Consider the following 16,096-nt stretch of genomic DNA (forward strand, 5'->3'; position numbering starts at 1 on the left):
CGCGCAGCACAAGGGAATCCATGCTTTCACTCCCGCTGGGTGAGCACACCCGATGCCGCCACACGAAGAGCCGCGGTGTGGTGTGATCGAACCATGCGAGTCTCGATCCTCACCCGTGAGTACCCCCCGCACATCTACGGCGGTGCCGGCGTGCACGTCGGCCAACTCGTCCCCCAGTTGCGCAAGTTCGTCGACGTCGAGGTGCACTGCATGGGCGAGCCCCGCGACGGTGCCACCGCGCACGCCGAGAACTACCCCGAGGGCGCCAACGCCGCGCTGCGGGTGTTCGGTGCCGACCTGTCGATGGTGGCCGCCATCGGCGACGACGTCGACGTGGTGCACTCCCACACCTGGTACGCCAACCTGGCCGGACACCTCGCCGGGCTGTTCAAGGACATCCCGCACGTGGTGAGCGCCCACTCCCTCGAGCCGCACCGTCCGTGGAAAGCCGAGCAGTTGGGCGGCGGCTACGCCCTGTCGTCGTGGGCCGAGCGCACCGCCTACGTGGGTGCCGACGCCGTGATCGCGGTGAGCGACGGCATGCGCACCGGCGTGCTCGAGTCCTACCCCGAACTCGACCCCGACAAGGTGCACGTGGTGCGCAACGGGATCGACACCGACGAGTTCCAGCCGGTGGCCGAGACCGACGTGCTCGACCAGATCGGCATGGACCCCTCGCGTCCCTCGGTGGCCTTCGTCGGTCGGATCACCCGGCAGAAGGGCCTCGTCCACCTGGTGCGTGCTGCTCGCCAGCTCGACCCGGAGACCCAGCTGGTGCTGCTGGCCGGAGCCCCGGACACCCCCGAGATCGCTGCAGAGTTCCAGGAGGCGTTCGACGAGCTCAAGCAGGAGCGCGGAGGCAACGTCATCTGGATCCAGGACATGCTGCCCCGGGCGTCGGTGCGCCAGGTGCTGTCGCACGCCACCGTGTTCGCCTGCCCGTCGATCTACGAACCGTTGGGCATCGTCAACCTCGAGGCGATGGCCTGCGAGACCGCCGTGGTCGCCTCGGCCGTGGGCGGCATTCCCGAGGTGGTCGTCGACGGGACGACCGGCTCGCTCATCCCCTACGACCCGGCCAGGGCCGACGACGAGGAGTTCATCACCAACTTCGAGGCCCGCTTCGCCGAGGCACTCAACGAGCTGACCCGCAACCCCGAACTGGCCGAGCAGTTCGGCAAGGCCGGACGCCAGCGCTGCATCGACGAGTTCAGCTGGGCCAAGATCGCCCAGGAGACGGTGGCGGTCTACGAGGCCGCCCAGACCCGCCACGCCGAGCGCAAGGCCACCATGGCCTGACGCTCACCCCCCCGCCCGGAGAGGTGGAACGGCCCGGAGCCCCAAGGGGATCCGAGCCGTTCCTCACGTCCTGGGGTGTCAGGGCGTCAGCCCACGACCTCCTTGAGGCAGTTCAGCAGGTCAGTGGCCTCGGCTGCGTTGAGCTCGACGACCAGACGTCCTCCTCCGTCGACCGGGACGCGCATGACGATGCCTCGGCCCTCCTTCGTGACCTCCATGGGTCCATCGCCAGTACGGGGCTTCATCGCTGCCATCTCTGCTCATTCCTCACGTCGGCCGGGCTTTGACTCCATCCATTATTCCGCATCCGGGAGGCGCTGTGCCGGTTCGGAGGGTTCAGGGGCGTCTGCCGTGGGCGCAATCGAGGTCAACGCGTCGACGCTCCACTGGTGGCTGAGCCGGTCGAGCACCGCGTCGACCTGCTGCATCTGGTAGCCCCCACGCACCACCTTGAACCGGGTCTCGCGGCTCATCGTGGCCAGTTGGCCGGGGTCGGCCGTCGGGTCGTCCAGGCTGCGTGCAGCAGCACGCAGCAGCTCGTCGACCGCCACCCGGTCGTACCCCCGGCCGGTGCGGGCGAACCGCAGGGCGCGCACGTCGTCCGCGGTGAACCGCCCTTCGGGCAGCCGCGGCTGCGGACGGTCGTCGACCAGCTCTGGCATCTCGCCCAGCCGGCCGCGCGAGAGCAGCCAGCCGCCACCGACCCCGACCACCACGGCCAAGACCGCCAGCACCCACATCAGCTCAGGCACCGGCGCGCCGTCCGTTGGTCACGTGGGCGACCGCCTCGTCGATGTCGTCGGTGACCAGGTAGCCCTCGAGGTCGGCGGCCGAGATGTAGCCGTCGGCCAGCGTCGAGTCGCGCAGCCACTCGACCAGACCCTTCCAGTAGGACGAGCCGAACAGCACCACCGGGAAGTGGTGCATCTTGCCGGTCTGGGTCAAGGTGAACGCCTCGAACAACTCGTCGAAGGTGCCGAACCCACCAGGCATGACCACGAAGCCCTGGGCGTACTTGAGGAACATCACCTTGCGGGCGAAGAAGTAGCGGAAGTTGATGCCCAGGCTGACGTAGGGGTTGAGCGAACTCTCGTACGGCAGCTCGATGCCGAGCCCGACCGAGACCCCATTGGCTTCGGCGGCACCGCGGTTGGCGGCCTCCATCACGCCCGGTCCCCCGCCGGTGATCACCGCGTAGCCGCACTCGGCGAGCTTGCGCCCCAGTTCGACACCGGCCTGGTACATCGGGTGGTCCTCGGGGGTGCGGGCCGAGCCGAACACCGAGATCGCCTGCCCCACCGCGCTCATCGTGCCGAAACCCTCGACGAACTCGGCCTGGATGCGCATCACCCGCCACGGGTCCTCGTGCACCCAGTCGGCCCCGCCCGGGCCCTGCAGCAGGCGCTGGTCGGTCGTGGTGCCCTGCACCTGCTCGCGGCGACGGATCACCGGCCCCTGGACGACCGCTGGCGCCGACAGTTCCTGGCGCCGGCGCGGCTGGGCGGGGGCAGGAGCGTTGTCGACCGGCTTGCGCCCGGTCTCGGCATCGGTGCCTGCGGCGTCGGCCTGGATTGCGTCGTCGTTGCGCGGGTCGGTCATGAGTCCTCCTGGGTGAGCCACCGGACGAGCGCCTCGTGGCAGGTGTCGAGGTCGGCGACGGGACAGAACTCGTCGTCGGCGTGGGCCTTGCTGGGATCGGCCGGGCCGAAGTTGACCGCGGGCACGCCGAGTTCTGAGAACCGGGCGACATCGGTCCAACCGTACTTGGCGCGGGGTTGGGCACCGACGGCCTCGACGAAAGCCTTCGCCGCCGGGCGGTCGAGTCCGGGACGAGCGCCGCCGGCGTTGTCGAGCACCACCACGTCCCAGTCGGCGAAGTGGGCCCGCATCAGCGCCTCGGCGGTGGCCGCGTCCTTGTCGGGGGCGTAGCGGTAGTTGATGTTGACCTGCGCACGGTCGGGGATGACGTTGCCGGCGATCCCGCCACTGACGGCGACCGCGTTCAGCCCCTCGTGGTAGGTCAGGCCGTCAACCACCACCTCGCCGATGTCGTAGTCACCGATCCGCTGCAGCACCGCGGCCAGGTCGTGGATGGCGTTGTGCCCCATCCACGAGCGGGCAGAGTGCGCAGCGATGCCCTTGGTCTGCACCTGGATGCGCATCGTCCCCTGGCAGCCGCCCTCGACGCTGGCGCCGGTGGGCTCCATCAGCACCGCGAAGTCGGCCTCGAGCAGGTCGGGTCGCTCGCGGCCCAGTCGTCCCAGACCGTTCTTGGACGACTCGACCTCTTCGTTGTCGTAGAAGATCCAGGTGACGTCGCGGGCAGGCGCGGGCAGTTCACAGGCGACCTTGAGCATCACCGCGACGCCGCCCTTCATGTCGCAGGTGCCGCGGCCGAAGACCACCTCGACACCGTCGACCTGCCCGAGGCTGCTCGGCAGGTTGTCAGCGACTGGCACCGTGTCGAGGTGCCCGGCTATGACCACGCGTTCGGCTCGTCCGAGCTCGGTGCGGGCGACGACGGTGTCACCGTGGCGGCTGACCGCCAGGTGGGGTTGGGCCTGCAGCAGGTGCTCGACCTGGTCGGCGAGTTCGCGCTCGTTGCCGCTGACCGACTCGATGTCGACCACGCTGCGCAGGATGGTGACCAGGTCCTGTCCGGTGTCCAGACTCATGGTTCGAGCCTAGGGCCAGCGTCTGGACGGCGCACCGACGGTGACCCGAGCGTCCGGTCGGGAGCACGGTCAGGCTGATCGGCAGCTGTGGTGCTGGGCCCTACGATGGGGCGCATGTCTGCTGCATCCGCACCGTCTCGTCCGGCCTGGGGTTGGGGTCTGGTCACCACCCACGACGCGGGTCAGGTGCTCGACGCCTGGTACCCCTCACCCGCCCTTGGCACCCCCGACGACCAGGAGTCGGCGCCAGGTGCACTGCGTGCGGCCGAGACCCGCGACGACCTGCGACAGGTGGTGGTCGAGGCGGTGCTCACCGTGATCGACCTGGACGCACCGCCGGCCGACGTGGCCGATGCCTACCTGCGGCTGCACCTGCTGTCGCACTGCGTGGTCGAGCCGCGCTCGATCAACCTCGACGGTTTGTTCGGGGTGCTGACCAACGTGGTGTGGACCTCGGCCGGCCCCTGCGCGGTCGACGACTTCGAGCAGACCCGGGCCCGACTGCGCGGTGCCCGCGGGCACGTCACCGTGCACGGGGTCGACAAGTTCCCCCGCCTGGTCGACTACGTGACGCCCAAGGGGGTGCGGATCGCCGACGGTGCCAGGGTGCGGCTGGGAGCCCACCTGGCCCCGGGGACGACCGTGATGCACGAGGGCTTCGTCAACTTCAACGCCGGCACCCTGGGCACCTCGATGGTCGAGGGACGCATCTCGGCCGGGGTCGTGGTCGGTGACGGCACCGACGTCGGCGGCGGCGCCTCGATCATGGGCACCCTGTCTGGTGGCGGCAAGGAGGTCATCTCGGTCGGCCAGGGCTGCCTGCTCGGAGCCGAGTCGGGTCTGGGTATCTCGCTGGGCGACAACTGCGTGGTCGAGGCCGGGCTCTACGTCACCTCGGGGACGAAGGTCGCGGTGCGCGACTCGTCCGGCGACGAGCCGACCGTGGTGAAGGCCTCGGACCTGTCCGGGCAGAGCGACCTGCTGTTCCGTCGCAACTCTCAGACCGGGGCAGTCGAGGTGCTGCCACGCGCGGGTGGGCGGATCGTCCTCAACGACGCGCTGCACCAGAACTGAGCCACGCGTGGCCGAACCTCGCCGCGAGGCGTTCTGGAAGCCGGTGATCGGCTTCCTGGTGCTGCTGTTGGTGATCGGCGCGATGGCCGTGGCCGGGTGGCGCTGGATCAGCAGCCAGCAGGCACCGACGCTGCGCATCGAGGTGGACGAGCAGTGCGTGGCCACGGTCAATGGTGAGAGCTTCCGGCTGAACCCCGAGCCGGCCCGCAACGCCGGCATCATCGCCGCCGAGGGCATGCGCCGCGGGCTGCCGGCGCGGGCGGTCACGATCGCGCTGGCCACCGCGATGCAGGAGTCGAGCCTGCGCAACATCGACCATGGTGACCGTGACTCGGTGGGGCTGTTCCAGCAGCGACCCTCGCAGGGCTGGGGCACGGTCGATCAGATCATGGACCCCTGGTACTCGGCCGGAAAGTTCTACGAGGCGCTGGTCAAGGTGCCCGGCTGGCAGACCGGTGACGTCAACGACATCGCCCAGAAGGTGCAGCGCTCGGGTCATCCCGATGCCTACCGCAAGCACGAACCCATGGCTCGCGCCTGGGCCAGTGCACTCACCGGCCACTCCCCCGGCGCCATCGGCTGTGTGCGCCACGACCCCGCCTCGACGATGACCACGCTGAACACCGTGCTCGCCAAGGCCCACGGGACGAAGGCGAAGGTCACCGCCCACCCGCAGGGGCTGGTGATCACCGCGAGCGATCCGGTGGTGCTGTGGTCGTCGGTGCACCTGGCGATGAGCCAGTACGACCAGGTGAGGTTCGTCCGCGTCGAGGTGGCGGGACGAGCCTGGGCCCACGACGACTACTCGGTGGCGGCGTGGGGCGCCCTGCCCACCCCCGGTACGAGCAGCGAGTCGCCGTCGGGTGGTTCGACGAGTGAGCCACTGCCGGCGTCAGGTCCGACCACCGCTGTGCTGGCGCTCGGCTGACCTGCCCCTCTTTCCTCCGCTGAGGCACAGGGTGTTGCGTGAAGCACAGGCAATTGCTTGTGCCTCACACAACAGGGTGTGCCTCGGCGGAGGGGTGCGGGCCTGGATCTCGACACGCTCGTTCCTCGCCACTCGACCCACCAGAGGTGCGGGCCGCGGTCAGTTCTGTGGCGGGCGCGGCCTGAGCGAGTCCATGCCGCCGTCGACGGCCAGGCAGACCCCGATGGTCGAGGAGTTGTTCGGGTTGGCCAGGTAGCAGATCGCGCGGGCGACCTCGTCGGCGCTGACCAGACGACCGTGGGGCTGGCGGGCCTCGAGGGCTGCACGCTCGGCCTCGGGGTCCTGGGCAGCCGCGAGCAGTCGTCCCACCCACGGGGTGTCGGCAGTGCCGGGAGCCACGCAGTTGACCCTGATGCCCTCACGCAGGTGGTCGGTGGCCATGGCCAGCGTCAGCCCGAGCACCGCGGCCTTCGACGCGCAGTACAGCGCCCGCTGCGGCAGGCCCACGGTCGAGGCGATCGAGGCGGTGTTGACGATCGCGGCGTGCTTCGACTCACGCAGGTGCGGCATCGCGGCCCTCGACACCCGGGCGATGCCGACGACGTTGATGTCGAGCACCTGGTGCCACTGCTGGTCGGTGTTGGCGGTGACGTCACCGGCCGCGCCGACGCCGGCGTTGTTGATGACGATGTCGAGTTGGCCGAACTGCTCGACCACGTCGGCCACGGCGTCGTCGACCGACTCGGCATCGCTGACGTCGCAGCGCACCGCAAAGTGGGGGCTGGCCTCGGTGTTCAGGTCGAGCACGGCCACCTTGGCACCCTGTGCGGCCAGCATGTCGGCGGTCGCGGCGCCGATCCCGGACGCGCCGCCGGTGACCAGGGCGACCAGGCCCTCGAACTCTCCACTCATGCCTGTTCTCCTTCACTCACGTAGGTCTGGCGCTGGCGTCCCAGCCCGTCGATCTCGACCTCGACGACGTCGCCGGGGCTCAGGTAGGGGAACCGTCCCGACAGCGCGACACCCTCTGGGGTGCCGGTGAGCACCAGGTCACCCGGCTCGAGCCGCAGGTACTGCGACAGGTGGTGGACGATGGTGGGCACGTCGAAGATCATGTCGGCGGTGCGCGAATCCTGGCGCGGCTCGCCGTTGACCCAACTGCGCAGGGCCACGTCGGACGGGTCGAACTCGTCGGGGGTGGCCACCCAGGGGCCGACCGGGTTGTATCCGGGGGCGCACTTGCCCTTCGACCACTGCCCGCCGGACTCCTCGATCTGCCAGGTGCGCTCGGACAGGTCGTTGGCCAGCACGTAGCCGGCGATGTGGGCCGCGGCGTCGTCCGGCGAGGCCAACCGCCAGGCTGCTCGTCCGATGACGATGCCCAACTCGACCTCCCAGTCGGTCTTGACCGACCCCTGGGGGATGGTGACCGGGTCGTCGGGCCCGGCGATGGTGTTGGGGGTCTTGAAGAAGATGATCGGACGCTGCGGCGGGGTACCGCCGGACTCGGCGGCGTGCGCGGCGTAGTTCATGCCTATGCAGACCACCGACTGCGGGCGCAGCACGGGCGAACCGATCCGCTGGCCGCTGATGTCGATCTCGGGTAGGTCGGCAGCGGCCTCGCGCAGCCGGTCGAGGTCGCCGAAGGCCTCGCCGGTGAACCGGTCCACCAGGCTCGAGGCGTCGCGGTGCACGCCGTCGACCTCGATCACGGGACGTTCGGCTCCGCGGTCACCGATGTGCAGCAGCTTCACTGGGGTCCTTCTGGCTGGTCTTCGTGGAATGGGGGTCAGGACTGGGTGTCGATGGGTGGCAGCGCTGCGATCTCGTCGAACAACGCCTCGGGGATCTCGGCGGCCTCGAGTTCGAGGTTGTGCCGCATCTGCTCGGGACGACCGGTGCCGACGGTGACATTGACCACCGCCGGGTGTCGCCGCGGGAAGGCCATCGCCGCGGCCGGCAGGCTGACCCCGTGGCTGCGACAGATGTCGGCCAGCAGCCGCGCCCGTTCGACCAGTTCACGCGGCGCCTCGTCGTAGTTGTAGTGGGCGTCGACCGGCACCTCGTCCTTGGCGAGCAGACCGGAGTTGAACACCCCGACCGCCACCACCCCGACCCCACGCTCCTGGCAGTCGGCCAGCAACGGCAGCGACTGGGTGGGCTCGAGCAGGGTGTGCCGCCCGGCCAGCATGATCAGGTCGGGGGTCGACTCGAGCACGAAGCGGTGCAGGTGCTTGGCGCTGTTCATGCCGGCGCCCCAGGCACGGATGATGCCCTCGTCCTTGAGTTCCTGCAGCGCGGGTGCGCCGGTGGCCAGGGCGGCCTCCATGACGTCGTCGGGGTCGTGCAGCCACAGGATGTCGATCCGGTCGAGGCCGAGTCGCTCGAGGCTCTCCTCGACGCTGGCGCGGATGCCCTCGCGGCTGTCGTCTCGCACCCGCACCAGGTCACCGGGCACCTCGAACATGTCGTCGTCGCGCTCGGTCGGGGGCACTCTGGGCCGCAGCAGTCGTCCGACCTTGGTCGACAGCACGAACTCGTCGCGGTCGAACTGGCCCAGGAACGCACCGGTGCGCTTCTCGGACAGCCCCAGGCCGTAGTGGGGGGCGGTGTCGTAGTAGCGCACCCCGCCGTCCCAGGCGGTCTGCAGGGTCTGCTCGGCCTGCTCGTCGGAGATGGCACGGTAGAGGTTGCCCAGCCCTCCCCCGCCGAAGCCCAGCCTGCTGAAGGACTGCTCGATGGTGGTCACAGTGCTCTCCTCTCGCGATAGATCCGCTCAGCGGTGCCGGTGAGCACCTGGTCGATCTCGGGGTCGACGAGGTCGGCGACGAACTCGAACCAGGCCGCCGCGCGTCCGTGCAGCAGCGGTGAGACCGGCCAGTCCGAGCCGACCAGGCAGCGCTCGGCGCCGAAGCGTGACAGGCAGTGCTGGACGATCCTGCGGTAGGTCGGCACCGCTTCGTCCTCACGCAGCCCGCCGGCCTCGGCGGTCAGGCCCGACAGCTTGCAGTACACGTTCGGGAGCGCGGCGAACTCGGCGATCTCGGCTTCCCAACGCCCCATCGCCGCCGGGTCGGACGAGGCGATCGGCGGCTTGCCGCAGTGGTCGAGGACGACGGTGAGCAGCGGGTGCCTGCGCACCAGCTCGGTCGCCCGGCTGAGCTGGTCGTGGGTGACGCACAGGTCGAACGGCACGCCGACCTCGGTGAGCAGACCGAGAGCGGTGGGGGTGGTCTCGGCGTCGAAAACCTCGTTCCTGCCCTGGAACAGCCAGCGGACGCCCCGCCAGCCGGGCAGCGCCTCGAGCTCGGCCAGACCTGCCTCGACGTCGTTGGCGAACGGCAGGTTGGCGACGAAACCCACCAGTTCGTCGTGCTCGGTGACCTGCTGCGACATCCAGCGTGCCTCGCCCATCGCCGCGTCGGGGTCGGAGTCGACCTCGACCAGGATGATCTCGCGCTCCAGCGGGTCGGCCGGCGGCAGGTCGCCGACCAGATTGGTGTCATCGAACCGGGAGCCGTCCATCCAGGAGTGGGACGAGACGGTGCGGTCCCACAGGTGCACGTGGCTGTCGATGACCCTCACGGGTTGGCCTGCCAGTACGAACCGTCGGGGTAGGAGAACTCGGCGAAGGTCTCGGCCTTGATCTCGGCGGAGTAGCCGGGTGCGGTGGGCAGGGTGTAGGCGGCGTTGCGGACGATGCACGGGTCGACGAAGTGCTCGTGCAGGTGGTCGACGTACTCGGCGACCCGGTCGTCCTTCGAGGTGGCGATCACCAGGTGGTCGATCATGACCACGTGGTTGACCAGTTCGCACAGGCCGACCCCACCGGCGTGCGGACAGACCGGGATGCCGTACTTGGCGGCCAGCATCTGCACCGCGAGGATCTCGCAGATGCCGGCCAGGCGGCAGGTGTCGAGCTGCAGGAAGTCAATGGCTTCGGCCTGCAGCAACTGCTTGAACAGCACGCGGTTCATGCCGTGCTCGCCGGTGGCGACCCTGACCGGGGCCACCGCGCGACGGATCTCGGCGTGGCCGAGCACGTCATCGGGATGGGTGGGCTCCTCGATCCACCACAGGTCGAAGTCAGCGAGCTCGTTGACCCGCTCGATCGCCTCGGGCACCTCCCAGACCTGGTTGGCATCGATCATCAGCTTGCGGTCAGGACCGAGCACCTCGCGGGCGATGGTGAGCCGCTCGCGGTCACGCACCCGGTCGGCGCCAACCTTGAGCTTGATGTGCTGGTAGCCCTCGTCGACCGCTTCCTGGCACAGCCGGCGCAGCTTCTCGTCCGAGTAGCCGAGCCATCCGGCCGAGGTGGTGTAGCAGGGGTAGCCCGTGGCCTGCAGGTCGGCCAGCCGCTCGTCCTTGCCGACCTGGCCGCGCTCGACGATGGCCAGTGCCTCGTCACGGGTGAGCGCGTTGCCCAGGTGCGACAGGTCGGCAGCATCGACCAACTGCTCAGGGGTCATGTCGGCGACGAACTGCCACAGTGGCTTGCCGACGCGGCGTGAGGCCATGTCCCACAGGGCATTCATCACCGCGCCGAGGGCCAAGTTGACCACGCCCTTGTCGGGTCCGAGCCAGCGGAGCTGCGAGTCGCCACGGAGCCTGCGGTGCACTCCGCCCAAGTCATTGCAGAGGTCATCGACCGACTCGCCGATGATCAGTTGGGCCAGCGCGCTGATGGCGGCGCAGCAGACGTCGTTGCCTCGTCCGATGGTGAAGGTGAAGCCGCAGCCGTAGACGGTGTCGTCGTCGGTGACCAGGCGCACGTAGGCGGCGGAGTAGTCGGGGTCGGAGTTCATCGCGTCCGACCCGTCGGCCGACTTCGACGTCGGGAAGCGCAGGTCGGTGACATCGGCTCGAACAAGGGTGGTCATGGGCTCAAACCTAGTCATCGCTGACCCCGCTCGGGCCGTCGTTGCGCAGGTCGATGAGCGAATCGGAGGCAGGCCGGGGATCGGCCCCGCACCAAGCAGTCGGCTGGGCCAAGATGGAGGACGACACCGCCATCAGGGTGGTCGCGCGAGCAGGAGGCAGGATGACGCTTCGAGTGGGCGTGGTGGGCGCCGGTGGCATCTCACCGACGCACGGAGGCGGATGGCAGGCGCTGGGCGCCGAGATCGGTGTGTACTCACTCGAGCACGCGCCACGGTTCGCCGAACGCCACGGCGCGACCGAGTACGCCAGCCTCGAGGAACTGCTCGGGAATGTCGACATCGTCGACGTGATCACCCCCACCCCGGCACACGTCGAGATCGCCAAGGCTGCCCTGGCTGCCGGCAAGGACGTGGTCTGCGAGAAGCCGATGGCGCGAAACCTCGCCGACGCCCGCGAACTGGTGGCGCTGGCCGAACAGCACGGACGTAAGCTCTACCCGGCCCACGTGGTGCGCTGGTTCCCCCAGTACGCCGCTGCCAAGGCCGCCGTCGAGGCCGGTGAGCTCGGGCAGCTCGCGGTGATGCGCTTCAACCGTGCCGGGCAGATGCCGCGCACCCCCTGGTTCTTCGACGACGAGGCCTCGGGCGGCATCATCATGGACCAGATGCTGCACGACCTCGACCAGGCCGTCTGGATCGGCGGACCGGTCGCCACCGTGTACGCCACTGAGACCCGCGGTGAGCCGGGGGCCGAGGGAGGTCTGGGCGACACCCGGGTCGGTCTGGTCACGATGACCCACCGCAACGGTGCGATCTCACTGTGCCGCGGCATCTGGGGCGCCCCGGGCCTGCCGTTCTGGTACAGCTTCCAGGTCGCCGGGACGACCGGCCTGTTGCGCTACGACTCCCGCCACGAGACCGGCTTCCAGCTCACCAGGGCGAGCAGTGCCGCCGAGGACGACGGCAGCTACCTGCCGTCGGTGACCAGCTTCGACCCCTACGCCGCTGAGATCGCCGACTTCGCCGCCGCGTTCGCTGGCGGCCCTGAGCCCAGGGTGACCATGCACGACGGCGTCGAGGCCGTGAAGATCGCCGAGGCGGCGCTCGAGAGCCTGCGCACCGGCCGCACGGTGACCGTCGAGGAGAACTGAGATGAAGATTGGTGTGATGTCGTTCGCGCACACCCACGCGGTGGGCTACACCACCCTGCTGAAGGGCATGGGTGTCGAGGTGCTCACCTGCGATCCCGACCGGGACTCCTCGGTCGAGGGTGAGGTGCGAGGTGCGGAGATGGCCGCCCAGTTGGGCGTCGACCACGTTGACACCTACGAGGAGTTGTTCGCCTGGGGGCCGGACGCGGTGGTGATCTGCTCGGAGAACACCCGCCACCGCCGTGACACCGAGTTGGCCGCCTCGCACGGGGTGCACGTGCTGTGCGAGAAGCCGTTGGCGACCACGGTGGCTGACGCCGAGGCGATGATCGAGGCCTGCGAGCAGGCTGGCGTGCTGCTGATGACCGCGTTCCCGGTGCACTTCTCGCCGCAGGCCGCGCAGGCCAAGGCCGCGGTCGAGTCCGGTCAGGTCGGTGAGTTGATGGCCGCTCTGGGCACCAACAACGGCTACTGCCCGGTGGGGGTCAGGGCCTGGTTCCTCGACCCGCAGTGGTCGGGTGGCGGCTGCCTGGTCGACCACACCGTGCACGTGGCCGAACTGCTGCACCACATCACGGGTGCTCGTCCGGTGGTCGTCAATGCGGTCAAGAACCAGATCATGCACGCCGAGCTGCCCGGGGTGATGGCCGAAACCGGTGGCCTGGTCACGATCACTTACGACAACGGCTTCAAGGCCTCGATCGACTGCTCGTGGTCGGTGCCCCAGCACGCCCCCACCTGGGGTGGGCTGACCCTGGAGTTGGTCGGACGCACCGGCGTGGTCGAGGTCGACGCCTTCGCCACCCGGGTGGGTGGCTGGGACTCACGCCACAACGGACGCGACTTCTGGCTGCCGTTCGGCACCGACATGGACGCGGAGTTGCTGCGCACCTTCGTCGGCGCGGTCGAGGGACGACTGGCCGGCGGCAACGACCCGGCCCCTGCCCCCGACGGCAACGTCGGGCTGCTGACGACCGCGATCGTCCAGGCGGCCAGGGAGTCGGCCGAGACCGGTCAGCCGGTCGAGGTGTCGCTGCCCGGGTGAAGGTGCGAACCGCTTCGCTACGGTGGCCGGTGTGAGTGACCCGCACTGGCCCACCGTGCTGTTCGACTTCGACGGCACCCTGGCCAACACCATCCCGCTGATCGTTGCGTCGTACCGCCACACCATCGAGCGCTTCGGGCTCGACCCCGCCGACGACATCACGATCCGGTCTTGGATCGGACGCACCCTGCCCGACATGTTCGGCGAATTGGTCGGGGACGAGCGTGAGCCTGAACTGACCGACGCCTACTCGGCCTGGCAGCAGGAGCACGTCGAGGAGCTGCTCGAGCCGTTCGCCGGCATCGACGAGTTGCTGGTCGACCTCAGGGCGGCAGGTGTGCGGATGGGGGTCGCCACCTCGCGGCGTCGTCCCAGCGCGGAACGGCTGGCCGCAGCCCTCGACCTGCACACCCACCTGCCGGTGCTGGTGACCATGGAGGACACCCCCGTGCACAAGCCCAATCCGGCGCCGCTGCTGCTGGCAGCCGAGCGCATCGGCGCCGAGCCGGCCGACTGCGTCTACGTCGGTGACGCCACCGTCGACCTGGGTGCGGCCGATGCCGCCGGGATGGCCGGGATCGGGGTCACCTGGGGAGCAGGGCTGTCCGAGGAGCTGCGGGCGCTGCCGTCAGTCGCGGTGGTCGACACGGTGGACGAGCTGCGTCGGCTGCTGCTTCCCTCTGTCTGAGGGCGTGCGCCGGCGAGGAGGAAATCACTTGCCCACGGCGCCACAACTCTGTCACCCTCGAAGACGTTGCCCAGATGGGGTGACGATGGACCCAGAGAGTCAGGCGCATGACCAGCAGCACGCAGCTCCGTCGCGAACACGCGACGTCGAAGCCTGCTGCGAGCGCCTACCCCCACAACGTCTGCGCGCAGCTGCGCTAGACGAGGGGTGCTGACGAGACTCGATGTGCCATCCGCGGCGTGAGCCGCGTCTGCACCCCTGTTCGTACCAACCAACAGGAGGAAGAAGTGACCCGCTACCCGGTGCCGTTGTCAGGCACCGACAACACGCTCATGTGGGCTGACGAGGCTGCCATCGAGGACGCCGCCCGCACCCAGCTGCGCAATGTCGCCTCGCTGCCGTGGACGCACGGTCTGCGCGTCATGCCCGACGTGCACTACGGCAAGGGCGCCACCGTCGGCTCGGTCATCGCCATGGAGCAGGCCGTCGCACCCGCCGCCGTCGGGGTCGACATCGGCTGTGGCATGACCGCTGTGCGCACCAACCTGCGTCCCGACCAGCTGCCGGACGACCTGGGCCAGCTGCGTCGTGGGATCGAGCGTGGGGTACCCGTCGGGTTCGGTGGCCACCGTGACGAGCCCCGCATCCTGGGCAAGCGCGCCGACCTGCGTGAGCGGTTCGAGCGGGCCATGGCCGGGTTCGAAGGGCTGCGCGCGCGTGATCTCACCAAGGCGGCCGCGAGCGGACAGGCGACCCAGAAGGCGGTCACCCAGACCGGCAGCCTCGGTGGCGGCAACCACTTCATCGAGTTGTGCGCAGGCGACGACGACCGGGTGTGGGTGACCCTGCACTCGGGGTCGCGTGGCACCGGCAACCAGTTGGCGCAGGTGCACATGGAGGCCGCGCAGCGGTTGCCGCACAACGCCGACCTGCCCGATCGTGATCTGGCGGTGTTCCTCGCGGGTTCGCCCGAGATGGACGCCTACCTGCACGACCTGTGGTGGGCCCAGGGCTACGCGCTGCTCAACCGTGACGTGATGCTCGCCACGATCACCGACGAGTTGGAGCACCGCCTGCCGGGCATCGCGTTCGACGAGCCGATCCGCTGCCACCACAACTACGTGGCGGTCGAGACCTACGACGACACCGAACTGGTCGTCACCCGCAAGGGGGCGATCCGGGCCGGGCTCGGCGACCTGGGCGTGATCCCGGGCTCGATGGGCACCGGGTCGTACATCGTGCGGGGTCTGGGCAACCCGGCCTCGTACCAGTCGGCCTCGCACGGTGCCGGACGCCGGATGTCGCGCAACGCGGCTCGCCGGCAGTTCACCGCGGACGACCTCGCCGCCCAGACCCAGGGCATCGAGTGCCGCAAGGACTCCGGCGTCGTCGACGAGATCCCGGCGGCCTACAAGGACATCAACGAGGTGATCGCTGCCCAGCGAGACCTGGTCGATGTGGTGGCCCGACTGCAGACGTTGCTCTGCGTCAAGGGCTAGTACCGCGGACCGTGGTCGTTGCCACCGACGACCACGGTCCGACTGGCTGGCGACCTCGGGACGATGCGCACGCCCCTGCAAGACCGAGAGACTGGGTCAATGCCGCAGCTGCCCACCCCATCGCAGTCCAGCACCTGGTCGCTGGTGCGGCTCACCATGGGCCTGCTGACCGCCAGCGTGGTCGCTTCGGGCTTGTTGGTCGGACGACTGCTGTCGACCGGGACCCCGACGTTCGGGTTCCTGGGATGGAACCTCGTACTGGCTTGGATTCCGTTGCTGCTGGCCTTGGCGATCACCGGCCTGCACCGAGCTCGATCGTCCGGGGTTGGCCTGGTGCTGGCCGGGCTGGTCTGGCTGGCGTTCCTGCCCAATGCTCCCTACATCGTCACCGACGTGGTGCACCTGCATGCCCGATCACCCGTGTTCGACATCGCCCTGGTCAGTGTCTTCGCACTCGTCGGGTTGGCGGTCGGGCTGGCGTCACTGCTGCTGGTGCAGCATGTCGTGACCGACCATCTGGGCGCCTTGGCTGGCTGGACGATGAGTGCGGCTGCCCTGGTGCTGAGCACGGTTGGCATCTGGTTGGGCCGGGTGCACCGCTTCAACAGCTGGGACATCACCGCTCAGGCCGGTGCCCTGCTCGATCTTGCCTGGCACCGGTTCCAGCATCCTCTCGGCAACCCCGACTTGATCGTGGCGGTTGTTCTCGGCAGCGCCGGTTTGGGCCTGGCCTACGGCCTCACCTGGTGGCTGGTGGCCAGCTGGATCCCGGCCGACGCCTGCTGACCTTGTCTGCTGCGTCACTGGGGAGTGCTTCCGTGGTGGAAGCACTCCCCAGTGCGCGGCGAAGAGGG

The 16,096-nt window shown here is 69.3% G+C and carries 17 protein-coding genes; 8 read left to right on the forward strand and 9 right to left on the reverse strand.

Annotation, left to right across the window (positions count from 1 at the left end; all coding sequences use genetic code 11):
* Window positions 1-93: 93 nt before the first annotated feature.
* A complete protein-coding gene (gene glgA / locus IE660_RS10465; RefSeq protein WP_203568318.1) occupies window positions 94-1,299 on the forward strand; it encodes a glycogen synthase in 1,206 nt (401 codons plus the stop codon).
* 86 nt (window positions 1,300-1,385) lie between these two features.
* Here glgA and IE660_RS10470 read toward each other — a convergent pair whose 3' ends face one another.
* Genes IE660_RS10470 through dapE form a run of 4 tightly spaced genes read right to left on the reverse strand, consistent with a single transcriptional unit; the run spans window position 1,386 to window position 3,974 of the window.
* Window positions 1,386-1,553 (reverse strand): DUF3117 domain-containing protein, encoded by a 168-nt coding sequence (locus tag IE660_RS10470; protein ID WP_203568319.1) that lies wholly within the window; start codon window positions 1,551-1,553, stop codon window positions 1,386-1,388.
* Between the two features lie 42 nt (window positions 1,554-1,595).
* The gene (locus IE660_RS10475) at window positions 1,596-2,051 is read right to left on the reverse strand and encodes a DivIVA domain-containing protein (RefSeq protein ID WP_203568320.1); all 456 of its coding nucleotides are present in this window, start codon (window positions 2,049-2,051) and stop codon (window positions 1,596-1,598) included.
* On the reverse strand, window positions 2,044-2,898 hold the full coding sequence (locus tag IE660_RS10480; RefSeq protein WP_203568321.1) for an LOG family protein: 855 nt from the start codon (window positions 2,896-2,898) through the stop codon (window positions 2,044-2,046). Before IE660_RS10480 ends, IE660_RS10475 begins: the two co-directional genes overlap by 8 nt.
* Entirely contained in the window at window positions 2,895-3,974 is a 1,080-nt protein-coding gene (dapE, locus tag IE660_RS10485; protein ID WP_203568322.1) for a succinyl-diaminopimelate desuccinylase, read from the reverse strand. The genes IE660_RS10480 and dapE overlap by 4 nt, the downstream gene beginning before the upstream one ends.
* 114 nt (window positions 3,975-4,088) lie before the next feature.
* Here dapE and dapD point away from each other — a divergent pair, with 114 nt between their 5' ends.
* Entirely contained in the window at window positions 4,089-5,048 is a 960-nt protein-coding gene (gene dapD / locus IE660_RS10490; protein WP_203568323.1) for a 2,3,4,5-tetrahydropyridine-2,6-dicarboxylate N-succinyltransferase, read from the forward strand.
* Between the two features lie 7 nt (window positions 5,049-5,055).
* Window positions 5,056-5,976 (forward strand): hypothetical protein, encoded by a 921-nt coding sequence (locus IE660_RS10495; protein ID WP_203568324.1) that lies wholly within the window; start codon window positions 5,056-5,058, stop codon window positions 5,974-5,976.
* A 159-nt stretch (window positions 5,977-6,135) separates the two neighbouring features.
* Here IE660_RS10495 and IE660_RS10500 read toward each other — a convergent pair whose 3' ends face one another.
* From IE660_RS10500 to IE660_RS10520, 5 genes are read right to left on the reverse strand one after another with little or no spacing between them, the layout of a single operon-like run.
* Window positions 6,136-6,888, reverse strand: a complete 753-nt coding sequence (locus IE660_RS10500; protein WP_203568325.1) for an SDR family NAD(P)-dependent oxidoreductase — start codon at window positions 6,886-6,888, stop codon at window positions 6,136-6,138.
* Window positions 6,885-7,730, reverse strand: a complete 846-nt coding sequence (locus IE660_RS10505; protein WP_203568326.1) for a fumarylacetoacetate hydrolase family protein — start codon at window positions 7,728-7,730, stop codon at window positions 6,885-6,887. The genes IE660_RS10500 and IE660_RS10505 overlap by 4 nt, the downstream gene beginning before the upstream one ends.
* A 35-nt stretch (window positions 7,731-7,765) precedes the next feature.
* Window positions 7,766-8,725, reverse strand: a complete 960-nt coding sequence (locus tag IE660_RS10510) for an aldo/keto reductase (protein ID WP_203568327.1) — start codon at window positions 8,723-8,725, stop codon at window positions 7,766-7,768.
* On the reverse strand, window positions 8,722-9,561 hold the full coding sequence (locus tag IE660_RS10515) for an amidohydrolase family protein (protein WP_203568328.1): 840 nt from the start codon (window positions 9,559-9,561) through the stop codon (window positions 8,722-8,724). Before IE660_RS10515 ends, IE660_RS10510 begins: the two co-directional genes overlap by 4 nt.
* Entirely contained in the window at window positions 9,558-10,859 is a 1,302-nt protein-coding gene (locus tag IE660_RS10520) for an enolase C-terminal domain-like protein (RefSeq protein ID WP_203568329.1), read from the reverse strand. The genes IE660_RS10515 and IE660_RS10520 overlap by 4 nt, the downstream gene beginning before the upstream one ends.
* A gap of 161 nt (window positions 10,860-11,020) precedes the next feature.
* Here IE660_RS10520 and IE660_RS10525 point away from each other — a divergent pair, with 161 nt between their 5' ends.
* The 5 genes from IE660_RS10525 to IE660_RS10545 all read left to right on the forward strand — a co-directional run bounded on the left by IE660_RS10525 (window position 11,021) and on the right by IE660_RS10545 (window position 16,028).
* Window positions 11,021-12,010, forward strand: a complete 990-nt coding sequence (locus IE660_RS10525) for a Gfo/Idh/MocA family protein (RefSeq protein ID WP_203568330.1) — start codon at window positions 11,021-11,023, stop codon at window positions 12,008-12,010.
* A gap of 1 nt (window position 12,011) precedes the next feature.
* Entirely contained in the window at window positions 12,012-13,055 is a 1,044-nt protein-coding gene (locus IE660_RS10530; RefSeq protein ID WP_203568331.1) for a Gfo/Idh/MocA family protein, read from the forward strand.
* Between the two features lie 31 nt (window positions 13,056-13,086).
* The gene (locus IE660_RS10535; protein WP_203568332.1) at window positions 13,087-13,743 is read left to right on the forward strand and encodes an HAD family hydrolase; all 657 of its coding nucleotides are present in this window, start codon (window positions 13,087-13,089) and stop codon (window positions 13,741-13,743) included.
* Between the two features lie 287 nt (window positions 13,744-14,030).
* Window positions 14,031-15,242, forward strand: a complete 1,212-nt coding sequence (locus IE660_RS10540) for an RtcB family protein (protein WP_456237014.1) — start codon at window positions 14,031-14,033, stop codon at window positions 15,240-15,242.
* Window positions 15,243-15,341: 99 nt separating this feature from the next.
* Window positions 15,342-16,028: a DUF1361 domain-containing protein gene (locus IE660_RS10545; protein WP_203568333.1), complete on the forward strand. Its 687-nt coding sequence runs from the start codon at window positions 15,342-15,344 to the stop codon at window positions 16,026-16,028.
* Window positions 16,029-16,096: the final 68 nt, after the last annotated feature.

It is taken from the genome of Aestuariimicrobium ganziense (assembly GCF_015352975.1).
Classification (GTDB): Bacteria; Actinomycetota; Actinomycetes; order Propionibacteriales; family Propionibacteriaceae; genus Aestuariimicrobium; species Aestuariimicrobium ganziense.